General features: G+C 47.1%; 19 protein-coding genes. 10 read left to right on the top strand and 9 right to left on the bottom strand.

Translation table 11 applies throughout. The features are described from left to right. Positions 1 to 20 precede the first annotated feature (20 nt). The 3 genes from wprA to NST22_RS05830 all read right to left on the bottom strand — a co-directional run bounded on the left by wprA (position 21) and on the right by NST22_RS05830 (position 4,250). A complete protein-coding gene (wprA, locus tag NST22_RS05840) occupies positions 21 to 2,705 on the bottom strand; it encodes a cell wall-associated protease WprA (protein ID WP_003244653.1) in 2,685 nt (894 codons plus the stop codon). A 167-nt stretch (positions 2,706 to 2,872) separates the two neighbouring features. Continuing rightward, positions 2,873 to 3,229 carry a YisL family protein gene (locus NST22_RS05835; RefSeq protein ID WP_003244937.1) on the bottom strand — a complete coding sequence of 119 codons (357 nt, stop codon included), beginning with the start codon at positions 3,227 to 3,229 and terminating at the stop codon, positions 2,873 to 2,875. A gap of 115 nt (positions 3,230 to 3,344) precedes the next feature. Continuing rightward, entirely contained in the window at positions 3,345 to 4,250 is a 906-nt protein-coding gene (locus tag NST22_RS05830; RefSeq protein WP_003245441.1) for a fumarylacetoacetate hydrolase family protein, read from the bottom strand. 154 nt (positions 4,251 to 4,404) lie between these two features. On the opposite strand from NST22_RS05830, the gene NST22_RS05825 reads away from it, so the two are divergent. From NST22_RS05825 to NST22_RS05790, 8 genes are all read left to right on the top strand, one after another. Further along, the gene (locus NST22_RS05825) at positions 4,405 to 5,328 is read left to right on the top strand and encodes a CotH kinase family protein (protein ID WP_003245291.1); all 924 of its coding nucleotides are present in this window, start codon (positions 4,405 to 4,407) and stop codon (positions 5,326 to 5,328) included. A 145-nt stretch (positions 5,329 to 5,473) separates the two neighbouring features. After that, entirely contained in the window at positions 5,474 to 5,644 is a 171-nt protein-coding gene (gene yisI, locus NST22_RS05820) for an aspartyl-phosphate phosphatase YisI (RefSeq protein WP_003233086.1), read from the top strand. 422 nt (positions 5,645 to 6,066) lie between these two features. Beyond that, positions 6,067 to 6,288: a spore germination protein gene (locus NST22_RS05815; protein WP_003233088.1), complete on the top strand. Its 222-nt coding sequence runs from the start codon at positions 6,067 to 6,069 to the stop codon at positions 6,286 to 6,288. 14 nt (positions 6,289 to 6,302) lie between these two features. Continuing rightward, positions 6,303 to 6,536 (top strand): spore germination protein GerPB, encoded by a 234-nt coding sequence (gerPB, locus tag NST22_RS05810; protein ID WP_003233090.1) that lies wholly within the window; start codon positions 6,303 to 6,305, stop codon positions 6,534 to 6,536. A gap of 22 nt (positions 6,537 to 6,558) precedes the next feature. Next, positions 6,559 to 7,176: a spore germination protein GerPC gene (locus NST22_RS05805; protein WP_003245548.1), complete on the top strand. Its 618-nt coding sequence runs from the start codon at positions 6,559 to 6,561 to the stop codon at positions 7,174 to 7,176. Next, a complete protein-coding gene (gene gerPD, locus NST22_RS05800) occupies positions 7,173 to 7,349 on the top strand; it encodes a spore germination protein GerPD (RefSeq protein WP_003233093.1) in 177 nt (58 codons plus the stop codon). Before NST22_RS05805 ends, gerPD begins: the two co-directional genes overlap by 4 nt. Further along, positions 7,349 to 7,750, top strand: coding sequence for a spore germination protein GerPE (locus NST22_RS05795; protein ID WP_010886467.1), 402 nt, complete (start codon positions 7,349 to 7,351; stop codon positions 7,748 to 7,750). Before gerPD ends, NST22_RS05795 begins: the two co-directional genes overlap by 1 nt. Before the next feature lie 31 nt (positions 7,751 to 7,781). Beyond that, positions 7,782 to 8,000, top strand: a complete 219-nt coding sequence (locus NST22_RS05790; RefSeq protein WP_003233096.1) for a spore germination protein — start codon at positions 7,782 to 7,784, stop codon at positions 7,998 to 8,000. A 36-nt stretch (positions 8,001 to 8,036) separates the two neighbouring features. On the opposite strand, the gene hlpB is transcribed toward NST22_RS05790, so the two are convergent. The 5 genes from hlpB to addB all read right to left on the bottom strand — a co-directional run bounded on the left by hlpB (position 8,037) and on the right by addB (position 20,174). Next, positions 8,037 to 8,339: an HNH nuclease-like protein HlpB gene (gene hlpB / locus NST22_RS05785; RefSeq protein WP_003245113.1), complete on the bottom strand. Its 303-nt coding sequence runs from the start codon at positions 8,337 to 8,339 to the stop codon at positions 8,037 to 8,039. Positions 8,340 to 8,352: 13 nt separating this feature from the next. Continuing rightward, a complete protein-coding gene (gene sbcC, locus NST22_RS05780) occupies positions 8,353 to 11,745 on the bottom strand; it encodes an exonuclease subunit SbcC (RefSeq protein WP_003245201.1) in 3,393 nt (1,130 codons plus the stop codon). Continuing rightward, a complete protein-coding gene (sbcD, locus tag NST22_RS05775) occupies positions 11,742 to 12,917 on the bottom strand; it encodes an exonuclease subunit SbcD (RefSeq protein ID WP_003233099.1) in 1,176 nt (391 codons plus the stop codon). The genes sbcC and sbcD overlap by 4 nt, the downstream gene beginning before the upstream one ends. 71 nt (positions 12,918 to 12,988) lie before the next feature. Further along, the gene (addA, locus tag NST22_RS05770) at positions 12,989 to 16,687 is read right to left on the bottom strand and encodes a helicase-exonuclease AddAB subunit AddA (RefSeq protein WP_003233100.1); all 3,699 of its coding nucleotides are present in this window, start codon (positions 16,685 to 16,687) and stop codon (positions 12,989 to 12,991) included. Further along, positions 16,674 to 20,174, bottom strand: coding sequence for a helicase-exonuclease AddAB subunit AddB (addB, locus tag NST22_RS05765; RefSeq protein WP_003244988.1), 3,501 nt, complete (start codon positions 20,172 to 20,174; stop codon positions 16,674 to 16,676). The genes addA and addB overlap by 14 nt, the downstream gene beginning before the upstream one ends. 183 nt (positions 20,175 to 20,357) lie before the next feature. Here addB and NST22_RS05760 point away from each other — a divergent pair, with 183 nt between their 5' ends. Together NST22_RS05760 and NST22_RS05755 are read left to right on the top strand one after the other, a co-directional pair. Beyond that, positions 20,358 to 20,795 carry a ferritin family protein gene (locus NST22_RS05760; protein WP_003245806.1) on the top strand — a complete coding sequence of 146 codons (438 nt, stop codon included), beginning with the start codon at positions 20,358 to 20,360 and terminating at the stop codon, positions 20,793 to 20,795. A 117-nt stretch (positions 20,796 to 20,912) separates the two neighbouring features. After that, positions 20,913 to 21,239, top strand: coding sequence for a four-helix bundle copper-binding protein (locus NST22_RS05755; RefSeq protein WP_009966950.1), 327 nt, complete (start codon positions 20,913 to 20,915; stop codon positions 21,237 to 21,239). Between the two features lie 29 nt (positions 21,240 to 21,268). Here NST22_RS05755 and NST22_RS05750 read toward each other — a convergent pair whose 3' ends face one another. After that, on the bottom strand, positions 21,269 to 22,996 hold the full coding sequence (locus NST22_RS05750; RefSeq protein ID WP_003245281.1) for an SgrR family transcriptional regulator: 1,728 nt from the start codon (positions 22,994 to 22,996) through the stop codon (positions 21,269 to 21,271). Between the last annotated feature and the right edge of the window lie 4 nt (positions 22,997 to 23,000).

Raw genomic sequence — 23,000 nt, 5'->3', positions numbered from 1 at the left:
CATCGAGCACCGCTTTTTGGTTACTTTTCAACAACAACTTTTGCTTCCTTGCTTTCTTTTTTATCTGTATCCACAGCCGTGACGTACAGCACCGTTCCGGCTTTTTGTTTTTTGATTTTCACCGAAAACGTTCCTTTTGCGTCAGCTTTGGCAGAAGCAATGACTTTCTTTGATTTGTTTTTCACTCTGATCATCGCTTTGCTGTTTGCCTTCCCTTTTACTGCCGTATCCTTCGTTTTCACCGCGTTTACTTTCGGTGTGCCGGAAGGTTTTCCTTTGACGACAACAACTTTATACGATGTTTTCGCATCGCCTTTTGTTGCTTTCAGATACAGTACTTGATCCTGTTTTTGAGTCGCGATATTCACCTTGAACGCATTGTCTTTTCCGGCTTTGGCGCTGCCGAGTTTCTTTTTGCCGTTCATCACCTCGATAAGGGTGCCTTCCTTCGCGCTTCCTCTGACAGCTGTTTGAGTGCTTTCCAGCTTGTTGACCTTAAGCTGTAAATCAGCTGCGCTGACAGCCTTCATGACATTCAGCCGCCCGTAGCCTGAATGCCAGTCTACACCAGGTGTCTTCGGAATTTCAATCGGATCGCCATAATCGTCATACAACTCTTCTTCTCCGCCATCGACACTTTCAAAGGAAATATCATCTGCCGTCTTTTTCAACATATCCTCAACTTCTGTTCTTTTTAGCTTAGGATTTTGAGCAAACAGCAGTCCCGCAGCGGCGGCAGCATATGGCGTCGCCATAGACGTTCCGCTCATGTACGTGACATTTCCGTTCGGCACTAAGCTCGGGATATCAGACCCTGGAGCAGAGATGTCCAGACCTTTTCCATAGTTAGAGAAATCAGCGGTCATATCCATGCGATTCGTTGCGCCGACTGACATCACATATTTAGAAGATGCAGGATAAGATAAGGCATTTTCTCCATCATTCCCGCTGGCTGCGGCAATCAAGACATTTTTGTCAGCTGCGTACTTCAAAGCAAATTCAAGCACGCGGCTGTAGCCTCCGCCTAAACTTAAATTAATCACCTTTGCTCCTTTGTCAGCAGCATATTTGATGCCGAGAGCAATTTGTTCAGTATCTCCGGAACCTGCGGAATCAAGCACTTTTACAGGGATGATTTTTGCTTTGGCATTCAATCCAGTCATTGAATAGCCGTTATCGCTTTGGGCTGCAATAATGCCTGCGACATGCGTCCCATGCCCCTGATCATCCATTGCATTGTTATTTCGTCCGACAAAATTGTGTCCGAGATCTGTTCTTACTTTTCCTTTTAAATCGGCAAGCGTGCTGTCTACGCCTGTGTCTACTACTGCAATGAGTGTATCGTTAAGCTTGCGTTTGGACAGCAATGTGTTGGCAGGCTCATATTTCACATCCGCATTTTTGACACCGCCGTTTTCACCGTTGTTTTTAAGCGGCCATTGATAAGGGTACTGAATATCGTTTGCCAAGCTTTTGTATTCCTGTACGGGTTCCGCAAACTCTACATTGGACATCTTGGATAGTGTCGCAGCAGCGCTTTTGACCCTTTTGGCGCTTGCCGTATATGCGCCGTTCTGTTTCTCGTCTTTCGGAAGTTCAAATGAATACAGATTGTCAAACAGTTTCTTTGCCTTTTTCACATTAGATATGTCTTTTTTCGATTGCGCGCTTGCAGAAAAGCCCTTCATTTCATTATGTACGGATGAGAGGCTTTTATTGTCCTTCACCTTGAAAATAACCTTTGTTGTCTGAACTTCACTTTTTGCTGCAATATTGTTTTCTGTTAAAATGGCTCCTGCTGTTTTGCCTTGCAGCTGCTTCATATTTAGTCGGTCCGCTTGTTTCTTTATCTCCTCTTTAAGGAATGACGGGACTGATTGTAAAGCTTTATCATATAGCCGGTTGATCGCTTTTTGATCCTTTTCAGTGACCTTATACGAAGATGATGCTCCGTTTTCTGACACATCGTCAAATAACGGCTTTAATGTCACAAGATCCTGATAGATTTCATTTCTTGCTGTTTTATTGAGTGCGAGCTTTGCAACGATAAACGGTGCTGCTTTGTAATAAAGGCTTGTCAGTTCTTTGCCTTCTGCTGTTTGGCTCAGCTGCTCATCACGAATCGATCTCAACTTATCCAGGATGCCTTTTCCTGATTTCTTCTGATCGACACTCATTTCAACCGGACAAGCTTCTTCCTCTTCTAAATCTGACGGCTGTTTTTTGGTGCCTTTATACCCAATCGTATACTTGGCTTCTGCAGCTGCTTCTGCCGTTCCGCCGTCCTCTGGTTCTTCTTCTCCGAGGTATTCAACTTTTACATAGTAAGGGCCGCTCCACGCGTATGGAAAAATGACTTCGCTTTTTCCATCCTCCGCTGTGAAAGAACGGTACATCTCAAACGTCTCATCTTTAAGCGCTTTTTCCTTACTTGGATATACAGATACATTCAGTACTGAATCACTCTTTACGGTCAGTGCCATATGTGAGTTTTTCTGAATATCCGTTGCTCCCGGGGTCACTTTGTACCATTTCACCTGTTCCGGCTCCTTCATGGCGCCTGTCTGCTCTTTGCCGTTTTCCAGAGCAGCCGCCTGATCGATCGCGCCGGCCGCTGCAGCTTTGGTTCCCGGAGAAAAAAGGCTGAAAATCAGTGCAAAAATAAGCACTGCCGCCACAACCGAGCTGAATTTTCTGCGTTTCATGTTATCCCTCCTGCAAAATAATGAATCTCCTTGAAGGTATCATAATTTCATAGGACGAGATACCGCTTACAGGGAATTTTAAGGTTATTTTAAATGATTTGGAATATGAGGGGATAAATATAAAAAAAACCAGCTCTATCAAAGAGCCGGGTTCATAGGTTTTTCTATTAAAACAATTGAAAACCAATTGGCAAATGCAGACCGAGCAGCACTGTCAGCAAAAGGACAATGACGAAGCCGACCCACAGGCCTCCTGTTGATTTTTCTTTTTTCTTGCGGATGAGGAGCATTTCCATCAGGCCGATGGTGATAATGCCCAGAATCATTTTGCCGGCGTATTCTCCGTTCCAGTTGGCGAAACGGACAAACAGCTCAGCTCCTGTCAAAATAATAAGGATATAGAATAACCGCAGAATCATATGAGTGATTTTTGCGCCCTTTGCACTTCCTGACGAATACAGCGAGTAGCTGACGAAAAGCAGAATCAGCGCTACCACCCATGTCGTAATATGTAGGTGTGTCATATATGTTCCCCCTATCAGATAAATTACCCCACTTATAGTACCATGAACTTGTCCTCTGTCACAAAGATGATTATCAGAAAAAACGGGCGGGTCCGGGTCCGCCCTCCAGTTTTATTCAGCCAATTTGGTTTGACAGCGTTCCGATCGGATCAATTGTAATATCAATTTTGTCACCTGACCGCAAGAATTTTGGAGGCGTAAACCCCTTGCCGACACCAGACGGCGTACCGGTGGCAATAATGTCGCCCGCTTCAAGCGTCATCCCCTTTGAGAGGGTTTCAATTAATTCCGGAATGGAAAAGATCATATCGCTTGCCGAACCGGATTGGCGCAGCTCGCCGTTGACTCTTGTTTCAACCTTGAGGCGCTCTGGCTCCTGAATAGATGATTTATGTACAAGCACGGGCCCCATCGGACATGTCGTATCCAAGCTTTTTCCGATAAAAAACTGCTTATGCCTTTTTTGCAGATCACGCGCCGTGATATCATTCACAATCGTATATCCGAAAACATGGTCATATGCATCTTCTTTTGAAATGCGAGTCCCGCTTTTTCCGATCACGACAGCAAGTTCTCCCTCATAATCAAGCTGAGAGGTAACCTCTTCATGGCTCTTTACGATATCACCATGCCCCGTAACCGTTACCGGCGATTTTGTAAATACCATCGGATGCTCCGGAATATCAGCCTCGCTCCCCATTTCAATCGCGTGATCCCGGTAGTTTTTGCCGATGCAGATGATATTTTTTGATGGCTTCGGAATGGGTGCATGGAGCTTCACCTCAGATAATGAATACATAAATGATCCCAGCTCATCATTCGGTTTCTTTGCCCACTCGGCCAGCTGCCTTGCATGCGCAACGAATTTATCCCCTTCTGCGATACATTCAATCAGCGATCCCGGAATCGTCTCAAGTTCAAACAGTTTTTTTTCAGCCTTCTGCAAATCCATAATTTTCTCATCGTCAATGATCAGGCCGACAAACATTCGGTTGTAAAGTTCCCCTGTCGCAAATTTCATGTTATTCCTCCATCATCTTTTAAATCAGAATGCTCCTTCATGTATTCTCTGTCGAATGCTGAAATCCCTTTTTCTCAATTCCGTTTTCATTTCGTTTCAGGACGGGCTTGCTCTACATATCATACAAATGTCGTTTTGAGAAGGAGGAAAGAATATGGAGCGCGTGCATTTATTTTTTCATCGGGAGCAGCTGAAAAGGAAAGGTACAGCCAAGGGGCTTTTCGTAACAGATCGATCTGTTTCTCCCATTCTTCTCACACAGCGTGACAGAGCGGAAAAGGCATCCTATGAAATCAGCTGGGAAAAGTCTCTGCTTGGTGAAAGGACACTTTTTTTGAATGCAGAACAGGATGATCCGTCCCTGATGCGGCGCAGACTCGCCTATTGTTTTTTTGACCAGATCGGCGTACCTGCTCCCGTTGCCTCGTACAGCTTTCTGACCATCAATGGCCAGCCTGAAGGCATTTATTTGAACATCAAGAACCATCAGCCAGCCGGTAAAAGGAGTTACGGAGTGAAGACGGCCGATCCAAGGGTTCCATTGTCCCTTTTTAACAATGATTCCTCGGCATTCTTACATGAATTTTTCATACTGATCCGCACAGCCGGAGATGACGAATTGGCTGAAAGGATTAAATTGTATCTGGATGTCAAGCTGTTTTTTTTGTGGCTGATCGGCAACACCTGCACCAATCAAGGCTTTTACTACACATTTTGTTTAAACGAATCCGGTCGGCTTTACGTTTCCCCGATGGAGACAAGATCGCTTGCCGTACAAGAATGGTATGAAGAAGACCCGCTTCTGACAAAAGGAAAGACGCTTTCGTCAAGGCTTCTATCCATTCCCGCCTTCAGGTCGCAATATCACACCTTAATGAAAAACGTGCTGAAGCGGTCGTTTACTATTGAACGATTATCTCCTCTCATCAACGAATGGCACCTTGACATTTGTCAAAGTGCTGCTGATGATCCTTTTATCAAAAAAAGCCCCTTTCAAATCGAAAAGGAGCAGACCAACATACTTAGAGAAATTGAGGAACGGCAGGACTTTTTGCAAGCACACTTAGCAAGACTTTAGTCCTTTCTCCATTAAAAAAGGCCGCAGCAAAAATTGTCGCTTTTTTAGTCAAATTGACGAAAGGCAACCTTTTGAGCCAAAATAGGTTATACTAACGATATCCTGTATTTATATCAAAATAAAATCTAGAATTGGAGATAGCGTAATGAACAGTAAAATTGAAGAAATGAGGATCACACTAATTGAAACCGCACAAAAATACGGCATGAATTCAAAAGAAACGATTCAATGCAGCCAAGAGCTGGATATCCTGCTGAATACCCGGATTAAAGAAGAAATGATTTTTGGGAGATATCTTGAAAACTCCCGTATGTAAATCATTTTCTATAACAATTAGAATACACCACATTTAACTCCGATTTTTGCTCAGCACTTCTGAGATATACCTCAGGGCGAGAATGTGCCCGCCCAAAAATCGAATACCGCAGCACGACATACTCCAAAAAGCATTCTACACGCAAAAACACCAAAGAAATAAACAAAAATCACCATAGGCGGATAGCGGCATCCTTCGCCGCATTTCCGCTCAATTTATACCCAACATCCTCTTTTGCCATGTTTAAACATAACGGCCCGAAAAAATAAAACGCTTTCACAAAGAGCCGATATGTCCCCTTAAAATTTCTCTCACACATATGTGCGTTTGTCATAAGCTATCGTGAATAGCCCAATTGAAATCGGAATTGTCATTTCACTTTACCTGTCTTTTTTTAATTTTTCAACAAAGGATGTGCTCGTATGCCGGCCATTGTCGGAGCGTTTAAAATTAATGCGATTGGTACGAGCGGAGTCGTTCACATCGGGGACTGCATTACGATTTCTCCTCAGGCTCAGGTCAGAACGTTTGCCGGTGCTGGCAGCTTTAATACCGGCGACAGCCTCAAGGTGATGAATTATCAAAACGCGACGAATGTGTATGACAATGATGCGGTTGATCAGCCGATCGTGGCCAATGCGTAAAAGGAGTGAGGCTCATGAACTTCTATATTAATCAAACCATTCAAATCAACTATCTCCGGCTGGAATCAATCAGCAACTCCTCCATTCTGCAAATCGGGAGCGCCGGATCAATCAAGTCACTGTCAAATTTGTATAATACAGGAAGCTATGTAGAGCCGGCACCAGAAGTTTCTGGCTCAGGGCAACCGCTCCAGCTGCAGGAGCCCGACACAGGTTCATTGGTCCCGCTCCAGCCTCCTGGCCGTTAATCATATGAAAGAGGTGAAGAACATGTATGATCAATCTGTTTCCTCTTACCTGCAAAACTTGAATTCCTTCGTTCAGCAGCAGGCGATTCACATTCAGCAGCTCGAACGTCAGCTGAAAGAGATTCAAACTGAAATGAATACGATGAAACAGCGGCCGGCCACTACCATTGAGCGTGTGGAGTATAAATTTGATCAGCTGAAAATCGAAAGGCTCGACGGGACTTTGAATATCGGTTTAAATCCGACTGACCCGAACAGCGTCCAAAACTTTGACGTCAGCCAGTCGACACCGCAAATCGGGATGATGCAGCAGGAAGAGAGCGCTCAGCTCATGCAGCAGATCCGCCAGAATGTCGACATGTACTTAACCGAGGAAATCCCAGATATTTTGGAACAGCTTGAAAATCAATATGACAGCAGACTTGACGATACAAACAGACATCATGTTATTGAAGACATCAGAAAACAAATGGACAGCAGGATTCACTATTATATGTCCCATATCAAAAAAGAAGAAAATACACCGCCTGCACAATATGCAGAACATATCGCTGAGCATGTGAAGCGTGATGTCATCCGCGCTGTAGAACACTTTCTGGAGCATATTCCATCAGAAATGAAAGGAGATGAGCAAGCATGATCTTTACAGTCATCAACCGCAGCTTGGAAGTCGGGGATATTCGGATGAACGGTGTGTCCAGTTCCTCCGTTTTCCACATCGGAGACACTGAATCCATCTACCTGTCTTCTATTTTTGATACACCGCCTGAATCTCTTATTATTGGGCCGTTTGCTCCGCTTGCGCCAGAATAATGCTTAAACGCATATCGCGCATCAGACTAGTTAAGTTTAATTCTCTCGGGATCGCAAGTGTGTTTCAAGTTGGCGACACAAATGAAATCGATATGAGTGTAAAAGTATTTGCTGTGCAGCGTTCTCTGTCCACGTTTTACCATAATGAAGGCTCATTTAACAAAAAGGAGTATCAGATCTTTCAGCAGCAGGCCGTGAAGCCGCTCCCCGAAACAGGTGTACAAAGCGCGTTTTGCCACGAGGTGCCGGCTATTTATGTTCGCAGCATCAAAATTCAAGGGGTCTCAGCCTCTTCTGTTTTACATGCCGGATCAGCTTCGCTTATTCGCGGTGATGCGAGACTCAAACATATCAGACAGATTCAGTCTCCGCGCTCACAATCGCCCGCCAAGAACATATAATAAACAGAGACTTCGATAAAGGGTGTCGTTTATGCCAGCAATTGTCGGGCCTATAGCTATCAATTCCATATCGGGCGGAGTCGTAAACTTTGGTGATTCCTTTTACCTTTCTCCGAAAAGCTCTTCAAAATCTGCGCTCGGTTCGGGAGCAGGAAACACGGGAGATTTCCTTCTATTAAATAATGCAGTCAACGCGACAAATTATATAGACCCCGATGTCAACGATCAGGATATGGTTGGAAACGGATAAAAGCAGCCGCTCTGCAAAGAGAGGGCTGCTTTTTAGTCATTTTTTCTTTTTTCGTTCATTTGATTTCTTAGTTTTGATCAGCTTCTCAGGCGGCTGTTTTCTGATCCATTTGACAAACCGGGCAAGCTCTGGATCGCTTCTGAGTTCAGCCATTCCATTTAAACGTACAGCGAGCTCTTGATTGGTATATAAGGCATGAATCTGTTTATGACAAGGAATACAGAGCATCGCTGTCGGCAAAAACGTTCCGCCTTCCTCTTTCGGTGTAAGATGATGCTCTGTCAGCTGGACATCGCTCCGGCCGCACAGCTCACATATTCCGGCAATCTGCTTTGCCATATCCGCTCCTCCCTTACATCAACTCAAGTGATACCCGCGTACCGCGGCCGCTCGGTTCAGCCGGATGGACGATCAGCTTTTTCGGAAGCCGTGCACGCAGTTCCTGCACATGGCTGATGACACCGACAGCCAGGTTGTCTGACTGAAGTTTTTCCAAGGCCGTTACAACCGTATCAAGCAGATCTTGATCCAGTGTGCCGAAGCCTTCATCTAAGAAAAAGAACTGCAGCGGGTATTCCCCCCGAAGCTGAATCTGCGCAGACAGCGCAAGAGCAAGTGAAAGCGAGGTGAGGAAGGTCTCTCCTCCAGACAAACTGGAAACCGGGCGTCGTACGCCTCCATTCGCGTCATCCCGCATCACGAAGCCGCCCTCAGAATCTACTTCGATGGCATAGCGCTGTCTTGTCAGCATACTGAGTCTTGCTGAGGCGTCCCTCGCAACGCTTTCAAGCTGCTCCTCAGCTAAAAATTCGACGAAGGTATTGCCTTTAAACACAGCTTGCAGCTTGTCCAGCCTGTCGATATGCATCTGCCATTTTTTCAGTTCAGCTTCAATTTCATTAAACCGTTTATGATGGTCGCGAATGACAGCCAGTGCTTTTGCGGCCGCGCCTTTTTCCTCTATAGCAGCGCCAAATGCGTCCTCAGCTTCTTGTAATGCTGCAACGGTTTCGTTCCATTCGCTCTCTGATAATGCTCTGCCGGCAAGTATCTCTGCTACTCGTTTTAAGTTTGCAGCATTTTGCTTCAGTTTATCCATAAACTGGTCTATGCCGGTTTTCATCTTTTCAAGTTCATCAGCTGGGATGAGACTTTGTTCAACCTCCTCAGTCCGGGTAATGGAGGTGTTTTTTGTATGCTCAAGCCAAGCAGCTTTTGCTTTTTCCAATCTGCCCTTCGCCTCTTGAAGAGTGAGCTCGCTTGCAGAAGCGCGGCTTTTCGCTTGGTTGAGCTTCATTTGGGCGCTTTGCAGTTCTTCATATAAAGATTGTTCTTTTTCCTTTAACAGCTTTAGATCCTGCTGGACAGAGCGGAGTTTGATTTGAATCGAATCTCCTTTTGCATAATCTCCGAGTTCGTGCTCATAATCAGCTATCACGCTCTTGATGCGTTCAGCCGCATAATGAAGCTCCAGCTTTTCCCGCTCAAGCCGGTGTCCCGATTCCCGCAGTTTTTCCTTTTGTGCTTCATGCTCAGCAAGAAACGCGATACTCTTCTCAATTCGTTTTTCACATTCTTCTGCAGCCCGGTCCTTTTCTTCAATGGCTTGCTGCCATTTTTCTGCTTCGTCCACAGATTGATTCTGAAATGCTTCTTTAAACATGTTCAGACTGCTGTCCATTGAGGATTGAAGCTCACTGATGATGCTTTCAATACGGTCGGCTTCTCTTTTTTCAAAACCGATTTTTTCATTAAGCTGCTCGGCCTTTTTTAAAGACTCCTGATAGGCGCCAATCATTTGTGCCATTCGTGTCTTAACAGAAAGAATGTCCTGCTTGATTCGTTTCCATTCAAATTTGGCAGTTTCAAATGCTTCATACACCGGCTGATGTTCGAAGGAAGCTGCCGCTTCAAGGTTCTGTGCTTGAATTGTCTGCAAAAACGGACACTGTTCAATAAAGCGCGCGGACTGTTCTTCAAGCATAATTTTGGCTGAAAGAATCTCCTGGCTGAGAGCTGCAGCTTCCGTCAATAACACATCTGTCCGTTTGATGTCCTCTTCAAGATGGCTGTCGGCTTCATACGTTTCATGTACCGAGGCAGATGGATCATGATCGGTTGAACCGCATACCGGGCAAGGCTTTCCGGCAGTCAGCTTTTGGGCTAACTCTTTTGTCAGCAGTGCCACCCTTGCTTTTTCACGCTGTAAGTGAAGCGTGTGTTGACTCTTTCTAGCCTCTTCCGTCATACGTGTTAATGAGCGTTCCGTTTCGCACACCAAATGGTACACAGTTTGAACTGCCTCATATGCCTGAATGATGTTGTTTTCTTCCGCTTCCGTCTTTTGAACGAGTGTATTCTTCTCTTCATTCATCTTCTGCAGCACGAGGTTCAATTCTTCACTTCGTTTTTTCTCTTTTTTGATTTGTTCCTCGGTTTGTCTGATGCGCAATGCCATCTCTGCGGCCTGCTGGCAGCTTTTTCGCTCATCGGATGTCACCTGCAGGGATTTGAGCTGCTGCTTCAATTCTGTCTGTCTGTTTTGCCCTCGTGTCAGGCGGTCTGTTACGGTCTCTAATTCATTCATGACAGATTGAAGAGCCTCTTCTTTCTGCCGGAGGTCAGCCTTTTTGCGCTCTTCCTCTTGCTTGGCCTCACTCAGTTTGATTTCGATTTCCTGCAAGCGTGAAAGCTGTTCCTGTTTGGCTAAAAGCTCAGGCTCTTTCTCGCTTTTATGCTGGCGCCACGCTTCATACTCTTCATGTTTTTGCTGAAAGAAAGCTGTCCGGTCTGCTAAATCCTTTTGGGCTAGCGTTTGTTCCTTTTCAGCTTGCTCCTCATGCTGGATCGCTTCTGCGTACCGGTCCGCATAGGGCTTAAGGGCTGCTGCTGTTTCTGCTTCCAGCAGGCGTTTTTGCATGCTGTCTATATGCGGCTGTTCTTCTGCGAGACGTTTTTCCTCTTCTTCATAAGTGGATTTTTCCTTTTGGACATTCCATATCTCCTGATGCTCTGTAAACCGCTCCTTCGCCTGATCACGGTTCTTCCTCATCGCTTCCAGCCGGGCTTCAGCTTGTTCGAGAACCTTTTCAGCCTGCTCCACTGCCTCTGAGCTCGCCTCACCGAGACCGGACTGTTCAGCAAGCATTTCATTTTTTCTCGCATTGGCTTCCTGCGCCTGCCGTCTCAGCTTTTTCACAAGCCTGTCTCCATATTGCTCCAAATTAAATAAACGCTGAAGCATATGCCTGCGCTCTGCCCCTTTTAAAGACAGAAATTCAGCAAATTTCCCTTGGGGCAGCACCACCGCTCTCGTAAAATCGTCGATCGTCAGCCCTAAGAGCTCCTCCACTCTTTTATTCACTTCGCTGGCTTTATCAGCCAGCACCGTATGCTCGTCCTTGATTTCGATGAAGCGGCAAAGTGCCGTTTTTACCTTCATTTCATCCGTTCTCTTAAACACACGCTCGACTTTGTATGAGATTTGGTGATTCGTCTGAAGCGCAAAGGTAAAGGACACAGACAGCGTATCTTCGGCGTGATTTAAGATTCCGTGCGTATTATTCGCCGCCCGTTCCACCTTTCCGTATAAAGCAAGCGTCATTGCGTCGAGTATAGAGGATTTACCGCTTCCTGTCGGGCCGAAAATGCCGAAAACACCGGCACCGGAAAGGCCTTCAAAATCTATCGTCTGCTCCTCTCTAAAGCTGTGGAGCCCCTTAATGCTTAAGGCGATCGGCTTCATTTCGCATCCTCCTCTTCAACGCCTGATGCAAGCTCTAAAAACAGCTTCACCATTTCTTCATCCGGCACCGCACCGCCAGTTTGTTTTTCATAAAATTTCTTAAAGCGGTCCTCGATTGAGACATGTTTAACCTCGATCCGTTCCCGGTCTTTGTTCTGTTCTTCAAAAACCGGCCTGATATGGATAAAGCCCGGGTGCGCCTTCCGCAGCCTGTGAATCTCTTCAAGTGACAGCTGGTCCGCGACACGGATTTCCAAGTCAATCCAAGCATTCTGATCTCTGCCTTCATCCAGCCAGCTGTACACCTCACTTAATCCATTTGCCGCTTTCCACTTCACAAGTGGCTTGCCGCTTGATAATAACACCTCTTGCCAAGTGGCCTCTTCCCCAGGCTTTGCGTCCACAATCGTCACTGATTTAGCGTAGCCCGCTTCAGAAAAGCTGTAGGCGAGCGGAGATCCTGAATAACGCGCAAGCGTCCGCGCCCGCTTGATCGTTTGCGGGCGATGCAAATGGCCGAGCGCAACGTAAGCGGCATCTGCCGGCAGGCTTTCAGCAGCCACCGTGTATGCACCGCCGACTTCAATCGGCCGCTCTGAATCGGTTTGGTTTCCGCCTGCCACATAAATATGGCTGGCGGCAATCTTCACTGCATCGGTCCGGAACCGGCTTGTCATATGCTCAAACGCCTGCCTGATTTTCACATCATAGTGATCACGGAGCAGCTTTTCATCAAACGTATCGGATAGCACTTCATTTAACCGCGCTTCAGATGGGTACGCCAGCGCTCCAACCGCCAAAAGCTCTCCTGCTGAAGGCACTTCAATATGAATCGGCTCTGTTGTCGGATAACCGATTAAATGAATGCCGTTTTCATGTGTCAGCGGTGAAGCGGCGGACAAACGGTCAGGATTATCGTGATTTCCGGCAATGACGACGATGGGGCGCTTTCCTCTGTCGCTAAGCGCAGACAGGCTTTCATAAAACAGCTGCTCGGCTAAAGCTGGCGGGTTTACGGTGTCAAATGCATCCCCCGCCATTACAATGGCATCGATCTGCTCATCCTTTACAATCGTATTCAGTTCATCCAGCACATCGGCCTGTTCACTCAGCCTGCTTCTTCCTTCAAGCGTTTTTCCAAGATGCCAGTCAGCCGTATGTAAAATCCGCAAATGCTTTCACCTCTCTTTTATATAGAAAACGAGACCCGCTCCGCCTGAAATTCCGGAGCTTATGGATCTCGCTATAATGTCAGAATGTGCCCTCCGTCAAAGAAATAAAGCGCACATCCCTTTACCTTTGTTTTTGCAATTTGCTCCACTGCCTTCGTGTACAGCTGAATTTGCGTTTCATATCGTTTCTTCAAGATCGGGGCCGCTCCTTCAAATCCATGCTGGAATTTGCCCTCAATCCGGTCCGACTTATAATCCAATAGATATAATCCGTCCTCAGTTTCATAGAGACAGTCAATAATACCCTGCACTAAAAGCGGCTCATCTGCCTCGTGTGCATCAGGATAGATCTCCTTGGCCGGAAGCGCTAAGCTGAATGGTATTTCCCGGTCCTTCCACTTAGCACCGATCAGCTGTCCGCCGATTTCTGTATGGAAAAATTGCACGATTTCTTCTATATCAATAGCGTCTTTTTGTTCTTCAGTGAGAAGCTCTTTTTCATAAAGCCTGTGAACCGTCTGCTCAGCTTCTTCTATCGACGGCACATGTGACAGCGGGATATGCTGCATAACCGTATGCATGGCAGTCCCTTTCTCTGCCGCTGTCAGGCCTTTTTTCATCATAAAAGCGGGACGTCTGTACAGAATGCTTCCATCAGCCGGTTTTACAGGGGCCCTGCCGCTGTATTCATCCTCGTACTCTCTTTTTCTCTTGATCTCAGAAACTGATTGCTTTGTCCGAATTTGCGTCACTTCTTGATGCGGGTAGGTCCAGCTCAGCTGCTCGCGGGCTTTTTCATCAAACGCAAACGAGCCGGGAACTGGTTCACCTCGGCGGATCGCTTCTAGGCGCTCGCTTTTTTCTTCCATTCTTTCTTCCAGATCATCATCAAGCAAATCATAGGAATGGATCATTTGAACGGCAAAACGAGCCGGGTGACCTGAGATGTCAGCGTGTGCTGGCACACCAGCCAAATCCCCCAAGTCTCTGTGCCTGGCAAGAGCCGGCCCAATGAAATCTAGATACGTTCTCGCCTGATAGCGGTCAAATTCCGGCAGAAGCCAATCAGTTTGGGACGCGGATGCCTGCCATTTTGCAAGCTGTTTCTGATGATCCTTACATGAGCCAATCAGAAACAGCTTTTCCTTCGCTCTCGTTAATGCAACATAGAGCACACGCAATTCCTCTGACAGCAGCTCCCTGCGCATTTTTTTCTTCATCGCAATGAGCGGAAGTGTCGGATAGCTGATGCGTAATTGCGGATGAATATACTTCGTGCCAAATCCGAGCTCCTTATCCAGCAGGTACGATTTGTTCAAATCCATCATGTTGAAATTCCGGCCGAGACCTGCTACAAACACGACTGGAAATTCGAGCCCTTTGCTGCTGTGGATCGTCATTAAGCGGACAACATCCTCCTGCTCGCTGAGCGCTCTCGCCGTACCAAGATCATCGCCCCGCTCCTGCATGCGTTCGATAAACCGCAGGAAACGGAACAAGCCGCGAAATGCCGTTGATTCATATTGACGCGCCCTGTCATAAAGAACACGCAAATTGGCCTGGCGCTGTTTTCCGCCCGGCATGCCGCCGACATAATCCATATATTTGGTGTCGCGGTACACTTCCCAAATCAGCTCAGATACTGAGTGGTTTTTCGAAAACGCGCGCCATTTTTGCAGATGTCCGTAAAACGTATTTAACTTTTGATAAAGCTCATCGCTCCGGTCACCAGCAGCCAGGTAGTCTTTCATCGCCTCATAGTACGGCGCTTTTTTATTTTCAAGCCGGATCAAAGACAGCTCGTTTTCATCTGCTCCGACAATCGGTGAGCGCAGCACAGAGGCAAGCGGTATATCCTGATACGGATTATCAATCACCTTCAGCACAGAAAGCGCGACGGCGACTTCGACCGCTTCAAAATAGCCTGACGTTAAATTGGCGTAAACCGGTATGCCCTGTGCTCTCAGCTCCTCCATGATTTGCGGAGCCCACGGCATCGAACGGAGCAAAATCACGATATCTCGGTATTGAATATTGCGATGTGTTTTCTTTTTTCCGTCATACACCTTAAACGGCGATGAAATCAGCTTACGAATTTCCTTAGCGATGGCTTTTGCCTCAAACTGCACCGTTTCAAGCTCTTCTGCTTCCTCGCTTGCATCCGTATCTTCTGCGTTGTCGATCAGCAGCAGCTCTGTTTCCGTCTCGTCATTGTCCGGATACGCTGCACCAAGCTTCAGCTCAGCCTGCTCGTCATAATCGACCTCACCGATTTTGCCGCCCATCAGCTGTTTAAATAAAAAGTTTGTGCTGTCTAAAATATCAGCCCGGCTTCGGAAATTTTTATTTAAATCGATTTTCCGCCCCGTGCCTTCTCCGCTCTCTGTAAACCGTTTGTATTTAGAGAGGAAAAGAAGCGGCTCCGCAAGCCTGAATCGATAAATCGACTGTTTGACATCTCCTACCATAAACAGGTTACCAGTCTCCTCCGGACCGCTTGTGACGAGCTGCAGAATCGATTCCTGCACGAGGTTGGTATCCTGATATTCGTCAACGAGCACCTCATGAAACTGTTCCTGATAAAACCTTGCAGCCTCGCTCGGCTCACGTTCACCTTTGTCATTCTCAGCTGTCAAAATCGCTAAACAGTAATGCTCCAAATCCGAAAAATCGATGATTGATTTTTCCTGTTTCGCAGCTTCGAATCGTTTTCCATAGCTGATGACAAGCTGTACGAGCGTTTCAATGACAGGCTTCATCTCGGCTAGGCTTTTCAAGTGCTGTTCAGGACTTCGCGTGAAGTAGTCGGTTTTGAGCTTTTCAAGCAGTTTTTTTGCGCCGTTCCTCAAATCTGTCGCCTCATCAAGGAGCGCTGGATCGAACTCATCCCCTTTTACTGCTTTGGCACGCTTAAAAGAGACGGCGGGCACCCGCTTATATAGTTCACTGAAATCGTCCTGATGCTGAATCAGTTCATCAATCTGAGCAAGATCATCAAGAAAATTGTCAGCACGCGGCGCCGGGCCGCCCGGCGCTTTCGTCAGCTCAAGCGCGCGCAAGAGCTTTTCCTTCGCCCCGTTAAGCACCATTGCAATATCTTCTTTGACATATTGATAAAACGGCAGCTCCTCGATGGCGCTCTTTTCTGATACATCATACAAATGAACAAAGCTTTCCAGCCACGCCTCCGGGTTGGGATGGGATCGGGAATACTCGTACACCTGTTTAACGAGAAATTGCAGATCCAGATCATGCCGGTCTGTCGTATAGCGGTCAACAAGCTCAAAAAACGCCTTTTCGCCCTTTGCGTATTCGTCTTCAAACAGCTCGTCAAGCACTTCATCCCCGATCAGCTCGCCTTCCGTCTGATCAGCTATCCGAAAGCCCGGATCAAGATCGATCAAGTAGTAATATTTCTTCAGCACTTGCAGGCAAAAGGAATGGAGCGTCGAAATGCTGGCCCGGTTTAAAAGAGACAGCTGGCGTCTAATATGCAGCGAGCCGGGGCGCTGTACAAGCTCTTTTTCCAAGGCTTCTGCGATTCGGTGCTTCATCTCTGCCGCTGAGGCGTTTGTAAATGTCACAACGAGAAGACGGTCTACATCTATTGGGTTTTCCTCCGCGGTGATTTTCCGAATCATTCGTTCAACGAGCACAGCGGTTTTACCAGAGCCCGCAGCCGCTGCCACAAGAATATCCTGGCCGGTTGAAACAATGGCATTCCATTGGTCATCTGTCCATGTGCTGTCTGCCGGTTTAGGAATGTTCATTGCCATCCGCCTCCTTTTTTATCCACTCAAGTATTGTCTTGTCCTTTTCAGCCTTTAATGGGCGATACTCGTTTTCTTCCAGTGATTCATCAAATTGGCATACTGATTTGAACGCACAGTATGTGCACGGCGTCTTGTTCTTCATTTTGTACGGCTCAATGGATACGCGCCCGTCGGTGATTTGTTCGCCCGCTTCTTGGAAGGTGCGGCGCACATGCTTTGTCAAAAGATCAAATTCCTTTTCACCGACTGCTGCTGAGTCTGATCTGAGAGAGCCGTCTTTTTTCAAGCCGGCGTTTATGATATTTGAACGTCCCTCTTGAAGGGTTGTATCCATGAGGCGAACCACTTCCTGATCACCGAGGAGCAAGCCCTTCATTTTAAATTTCTTAAAGATCTCCTGTTCAATCTCGTCAAGCCCAAGCGGGAGATTAGATTGAATCATCGGGTCATGAATATGGAAATACAGCACTCCGGCAGGCGTCGCCCTCATCCCGAGCCAGTCAGCTGAATGTGTAATCGATAAATCAAGGTACGTCAGCATTTGCAGTGCCAATCCGTAATATACTTCCGCTAAGTCAAGGCCTTTGTCGCTTGATTTATAATCGACAATCCTGAGGAGCAGGCCTTTTGAGCTTTCAGCCTTATCAACACGGTCAATTCGCCCGACGAGTTCCATCGTACAGCCGTTTTTCAGTTGAAAGGTCAGCGGCGGAAGCGGCCCTTTTCCTCCAAAGCCCAGTTCAAGCCCGATCGGTACGAATCCGCTCGCTTTCGCATGCTCGCTTAAAATGCCGGACACACGTGTCACAATTTTTTGCAGTTTTTCCTTCACATAATAATGCCGGTTTGAGCTGAGCAGAATTTCCTTTTGCAGTTTCGGTGCCAGCCGCTCTACCGCATCATAGGAAAACAGCTCGCACTGCTCCTTCGTTAAATCGCGCCAATCCAGCTTTTGCTCACGCAGCCTGTCCGAAATCAGCTTTAAGCTGGAATGAAACAGCTGGCCGATATCCGGTGCTTCAAGCTTGAAGAATTGCCGTTCCTTCAAATGCAGCCCGTGTGACGCAAAATGGGAAAACGGGCATGCGTTAAAGGTTTCCATTCTCGATACACTGCCCTGAATACGTTCACCATAGAGCTGTCTCGACACGCTGCGTTCAAGCTGCTTCACTTCATTCCGGAAAAACAGGCTTGAGAACAGCTTTTTCGATTGCAGCCTGTCCTGCTCACTCATCAGCACATTGTACGTGCTCCACCAGACGTCGCTGATGTCGTATTCCCGAGTCCATAACCTGAGCTGGCTCGCGGTAAAGGACTGTGCCACGCTTTTATTCACAACATACATCAGCTGTTCCTCATCGCTGACCTGTTCAGGTTCATTTGTTAACAGGCGCTCCTTATGATGCGGAAACAGTTCTTCCAGCCGCTTAACGATCATCGACGGCAAAAGCGTTTTTCCTTCCGCATCAGCAATCGGATACGATACGTAAAGCCGGTCAGACGGACTTGAAAACGCCATGTAGATGAGGAAGTGCTCATCAAGCAAACGCTCTCGTCCGCCTGAGGATAGCTCAACCCCAATCGTTTTCAGCCATTCCCGGTCATCATCCGACAGGACCCCGTTTTCATCAGGGCGTGCCGGCAGAACGCCGTCGTTTGCCCCGAGCACAAAGGTGCAGGAGGTGCCATACATTCTGGACAAATCCATATTGCCGACAAACACCTGGTCAAGCGCAGGCGGAATTAGAGAAAATGTAAGCGACTCCGCGCCGGCTTCTATCATTTGCTGAAACAAATCAAGAGAAATCTCATCATCTCCCATCATTTCAACAAACTCCTCAAGCAGCTGAATGACTGCGTCCCACGCCTGCTGATGCTGCTGCGCTTCAATGATTCTGCCGTCATCCTCAGCACGCTGCCTTTCCTGATCCAGCTTCAGCGGCACATCCGTCTCTTCTAAATAACGATAGAGCGCCTCCGCCTTCTCTTGAACCGTCTTCGCTTTTTTCATGCGTTTTTGAAGCTGAAAAAGCGGCGGAACAATCCAATCGCGGGTGTCATTCAACATGTTTTCCATTTCGATTTCCTGATCAGTCTGCGCAAAATCATCATCCAATGACACAAAACGCCTGTATTGGAACCGATCGCCCTTTGTCCAGCGGTCGCCTTTAATACCATAGGCGATACAGTAATTTTCGAGCTGATCGACCTGTTCTCTCACTTTGGCCTTCGGTTCATTGAGCGGGAATAGCAGTTCGGTTTTCACGCAGCGAAACACCGCTTCATAACGCCAATTCCCTTTCAGAACATCAAGGCTCGACCGGATAAATTCAATTAACGGATGGTTCAGCATAGATGCTTTTCCGTCAATGAAATAAGGAATCTCGTAATCTGCGAAAACTTCCTTCACCATATCCTTGTAGTCTTCCGGCTGGCGCGCAAGAATTGCTACATCCTTATAGCGATATCCCTTCTCTCTGACTAGGGCGTGAATTTCCCGAGCAATGCCTTCCAGCTCAGCTCGTCTGTTTGCGGCCTGCATCACAGTAAGGGCTTCTTGTTTTTCTGCGTATGGAATGGCCGGACGCGCTTCATACTGTGCCTCTAGATGCGCCAATTCCGGCGTCTTTGTATGCCGCTCAGTCCCGCTCAGCTCTTTATACGTAATGTCCAAATTCAGTTCCTTCGCCTTCTGATGCAGGCGGTAATAGGTTTTCCCCGTCATTCTGAACAATTCCAGTTCATGCGGCTCCCGCTCATATGACGGCTTGTCCGCTGTGAGCGAAAACGTGATATGCTCCGCATGAACCATAAGCTGCTCCAACACCCTGAATTCCTGCGGGGTAAACTGATAAAAGCCATCCACATAGATATGGGCGCCTTTTATATCTTCCGCAAGCGGGATATGCTCTGCCAGCAATGTCAAATAATCCTCAGAGTGAAGATATTGATCTGCGAGGCTTTTTTCCATTTGCTGATACAGAATTGATAAGTCATGGAGCTTTTCAGATAAAACACGTTCTCCGCGATACTCGGAAGCCGTTCCGCTTTCCGCCATCCGGCGGATATCCTCCGGTTCCAGACAATAGCGCTTAAACTCTGTCAGCATCCGCTCAACCTGTGCGGTAAACCCGCTTTTGTCACTCGCTTTTTGATAGACTTTGAACTCCTGTTTATGCTCCTCAATGAGCTTCCGCAGGAGCATTTGTACGCCGGTGCTCGTCAGAAACGGCCTGCTCATTCCTCCCGTATGCTGGAGGACGCGCCAGGCCAATCGTGAAAAACTGAACACTTGAGCGCGTATCATCCCGCCCATATCTGGCGTTTTAGCAAGCTCGTATTCCATTAAAAACGTCATTTGATCCGGGACTAGAAAAATGATCGGCTTCCCGAATGGAGCCCGGCGCAATTCATCCTGAATGCTGTTGATGATCAGCTTCGTTTTTCCACTCCCGGACCTGCCTACTAAAAACTCTGCTCCCAAATTAGAAGACCCCTCTCTTTTTATCTCTCTATATTTTATCGAATGTTGACGAAAATGACCAATCTGATCTATTGGTAAAAACGGCCTTTTCACATATAAAAAGCTGATTATCTCCGCACATCTCTCCCTGCCCAACATATACTTTTACAGAAGCCCAATTCCTAAGAATGGAGTTGAATCCCCTTGCATTACAGCTACTATCCCTATCCGGTGCCATACCGGGAAGATCCTGTTTTGATTCGGAATTTGCAGAAGGCCATCAACGGAGAATTCAGTGCTATTCAATGCTACCGCAAGCTTGCCGAACTCGCCCACAGCGATGAGGTCAGAAAACAGATTGAAGAAATCAGGCGTGACGAGATTCGCCACCTCCGTGAATTTTCCACACTGTATGGTTCAATTACCGGCAAACACATCATGCCGAAACAAACGGAAGAATGCCCGGACAATTTCACAAGAGGACTGGACGCCGCTTTTAAAGATGAACAAGAAACCGTCGACTTTTACTTGCGTGCGGCCGAGGAAACGTCAAACTTAAAAGCGAAAGGCGTCTTTACGCGCGCAGCACGTGATGAACAAAATCACGCTGTCTGGTTCCTATACTATCTGATGGAACGTTAGATATACCCATTCAGGGTATATGTACATATCCCCTTAGCTAAAAACACACTCCCCTGTTTTTTTCAAATGCAGCCGTGAAACATAAAACCATATACTGTCATACAGGGGGAATCAACCATGGAGCAATATTCTGAGGCTTGTATTGAGGCTTGCATCGATTGCATGAAGGCTTGCAATCATTGTTTCACTAAATGCTTGGAAGAAAGCGTGCAGCATCATCTCAGCGGATGCATCCGGCTTGACAGGGAATGCGCGGATATTTGCGCGCTGGCGGTCAAAGCCATGCAAACGGACAGCCCGTTTATGAAAGAAATTTGTGCACTTTGCGCCGATATTTGTGAAGCATGCGGCACTGAATGCGGAAAGCACGATCATGATCATTGCCAAGCATGTGCGAAAGCCTGCTTCACCTGTGCTGAACAATGCCGCAGCATGGCAGCGTAAAAAAGAGGGTTCAAAAAAGAACCCTCTTTTTATTTGGACAGCCATACGGAGTACAAATCAATCCATCCCTCTTCATCAAGCACCAGGCCTTTTACATTTTTACTTGATGTCACCTGGAGCACATTTTGATACAGCGGGATCGCGTTCAGCTCCTGTATCATCTGCCGGTCAATGTCACGCAGGATGTTGATTCTCGAACAGCGGTCAGGCATGGAAAACATCCGCTCTGTCATTCCTGAGCAAATCTGTGTCAGCTTTTCAGATAGATGCTGATACAAGAAACTGTTCTCCGACAGCAGCAAATGCAGAAAACCAAACTCGCTGTCTTGATAAAACGTCGCACTGTCATGAATGATATCCGCCATCTGCACGATTTCCGGCCGTCGCAGATCAGCAGCATCACAGAATTGAAGTGTAAGCCTGATACCGTGCTGGGCGCAAATATTTTGAATCCATTCGGCGTCCTCACGATGATCCGTTTCCGAAAAGGTATAAAGCACGATTGTTTCGCCCTCGTATCCGCTTTTTTTCAACAATTCAGATGGCGAAACGCCCTCCCACTCAAAAGGACTCGGATGCAAAAAGGACGTAACCGGAATTCTTCGGTGCCCTCCCGCTTCACGAACGAGCCGTTCAGAGGAAATCAGCAGCCGGAGCGCTTTTCTAAAGCTTCGGTGCTGAAGAGGCCCCTTCTTTTTCAGATTAAGCGACAAATACTGAACATGCCGCTCATCAAAGACAGTTTGCTGCTCAGGACATGTTTGTTTTTCTTGAATGGTAAAACCGTTCATCTCTCCGGCTTGCTCAGAAAACACAAACTCAACGCGATCCAAATAGGGGCGTCCCTTGAAGTAGCGCTCATTGGCTTCAAGCACAAGCATCCCGCTATGTTGCTGATTCATCTGAAAAGGCCCTGTTCCATTTTTCCCGCCGCCCTGTTCTGCCGGCAGTATGGACAGCCGTTCATCACAAAGAGCATACGGCAAAAGCGCATTCGGCTTATCGAGTATGAGCTCCACACAATAAGGGCCCTTTTCTAAGACTTGTTTCACTCCGTGCAGAAGCCATTTATACGGGTTGTCAGCCAGTTCCAAAAAGCGCTGAAATGTAAACGCAACGTCCCGCGATGTCAGCGGCTGTCCATTATGAAATAACACACCTTTTCGAAGAAAAAATCTCCATTGTTTTTTTCCGACCTCTTCCCATCCATGAACCAAATGAGGCTTCGGCTCCTGCATATCCGAATCAAACGTGAAGAGTGTATCAAATATCTGTTTGACGAAATGGCCCTCAGACCGCAAAAATATTTGGCATGGATCCAAACTGCTGACAGATTCAGGCGTGATGAACAGCCGCAGGACATCCTTCGCCCCATTCTCGCCTGTCTCCGTCACAAATCCGAATACCTCTGATAGCCACATGTTATATTCGTTTTGAAGCCCTGGAAACGCGGACTGATACTGCTGAAGCAGCTCCTTTGCCTTTTTAAGCTTTCCTGACATGGTATATTCCTTTGCAGTTTGAAGAAGCAGTTCCTCAGGCCTCCGAAGAAACGCGATTTTAGATTTGCGGCCGCGCCCCGCCCCGCTTTCCCGGATAATCCAATTGCTGTTCTCCAGCTTATGTAAAATGAGCTTTGCATTTCTTTCTGTACAAAATAAACAGTCGGCAATCTCAGTGAGCGTCATTTCGTTCATTTGCCCATACTCGGCGCAGCCTGTTTTTACAAGCGCCACGTAGTGCTCTATCAGCTTCAATCCC

Source organism: Bacillus sp. PS237, assembly GCF_037963345.1.
Lineage (GTDB): Bacteria > Bacillota > Bacilli > Bacillales > Bacillaceae > Bacillus > Bacillus subtilis.
The sequence above is the reverse complement of the archived record's forward strand: the minus strand, read 5'-3'. Positions and strand labels throughout refer to the sequence as shown.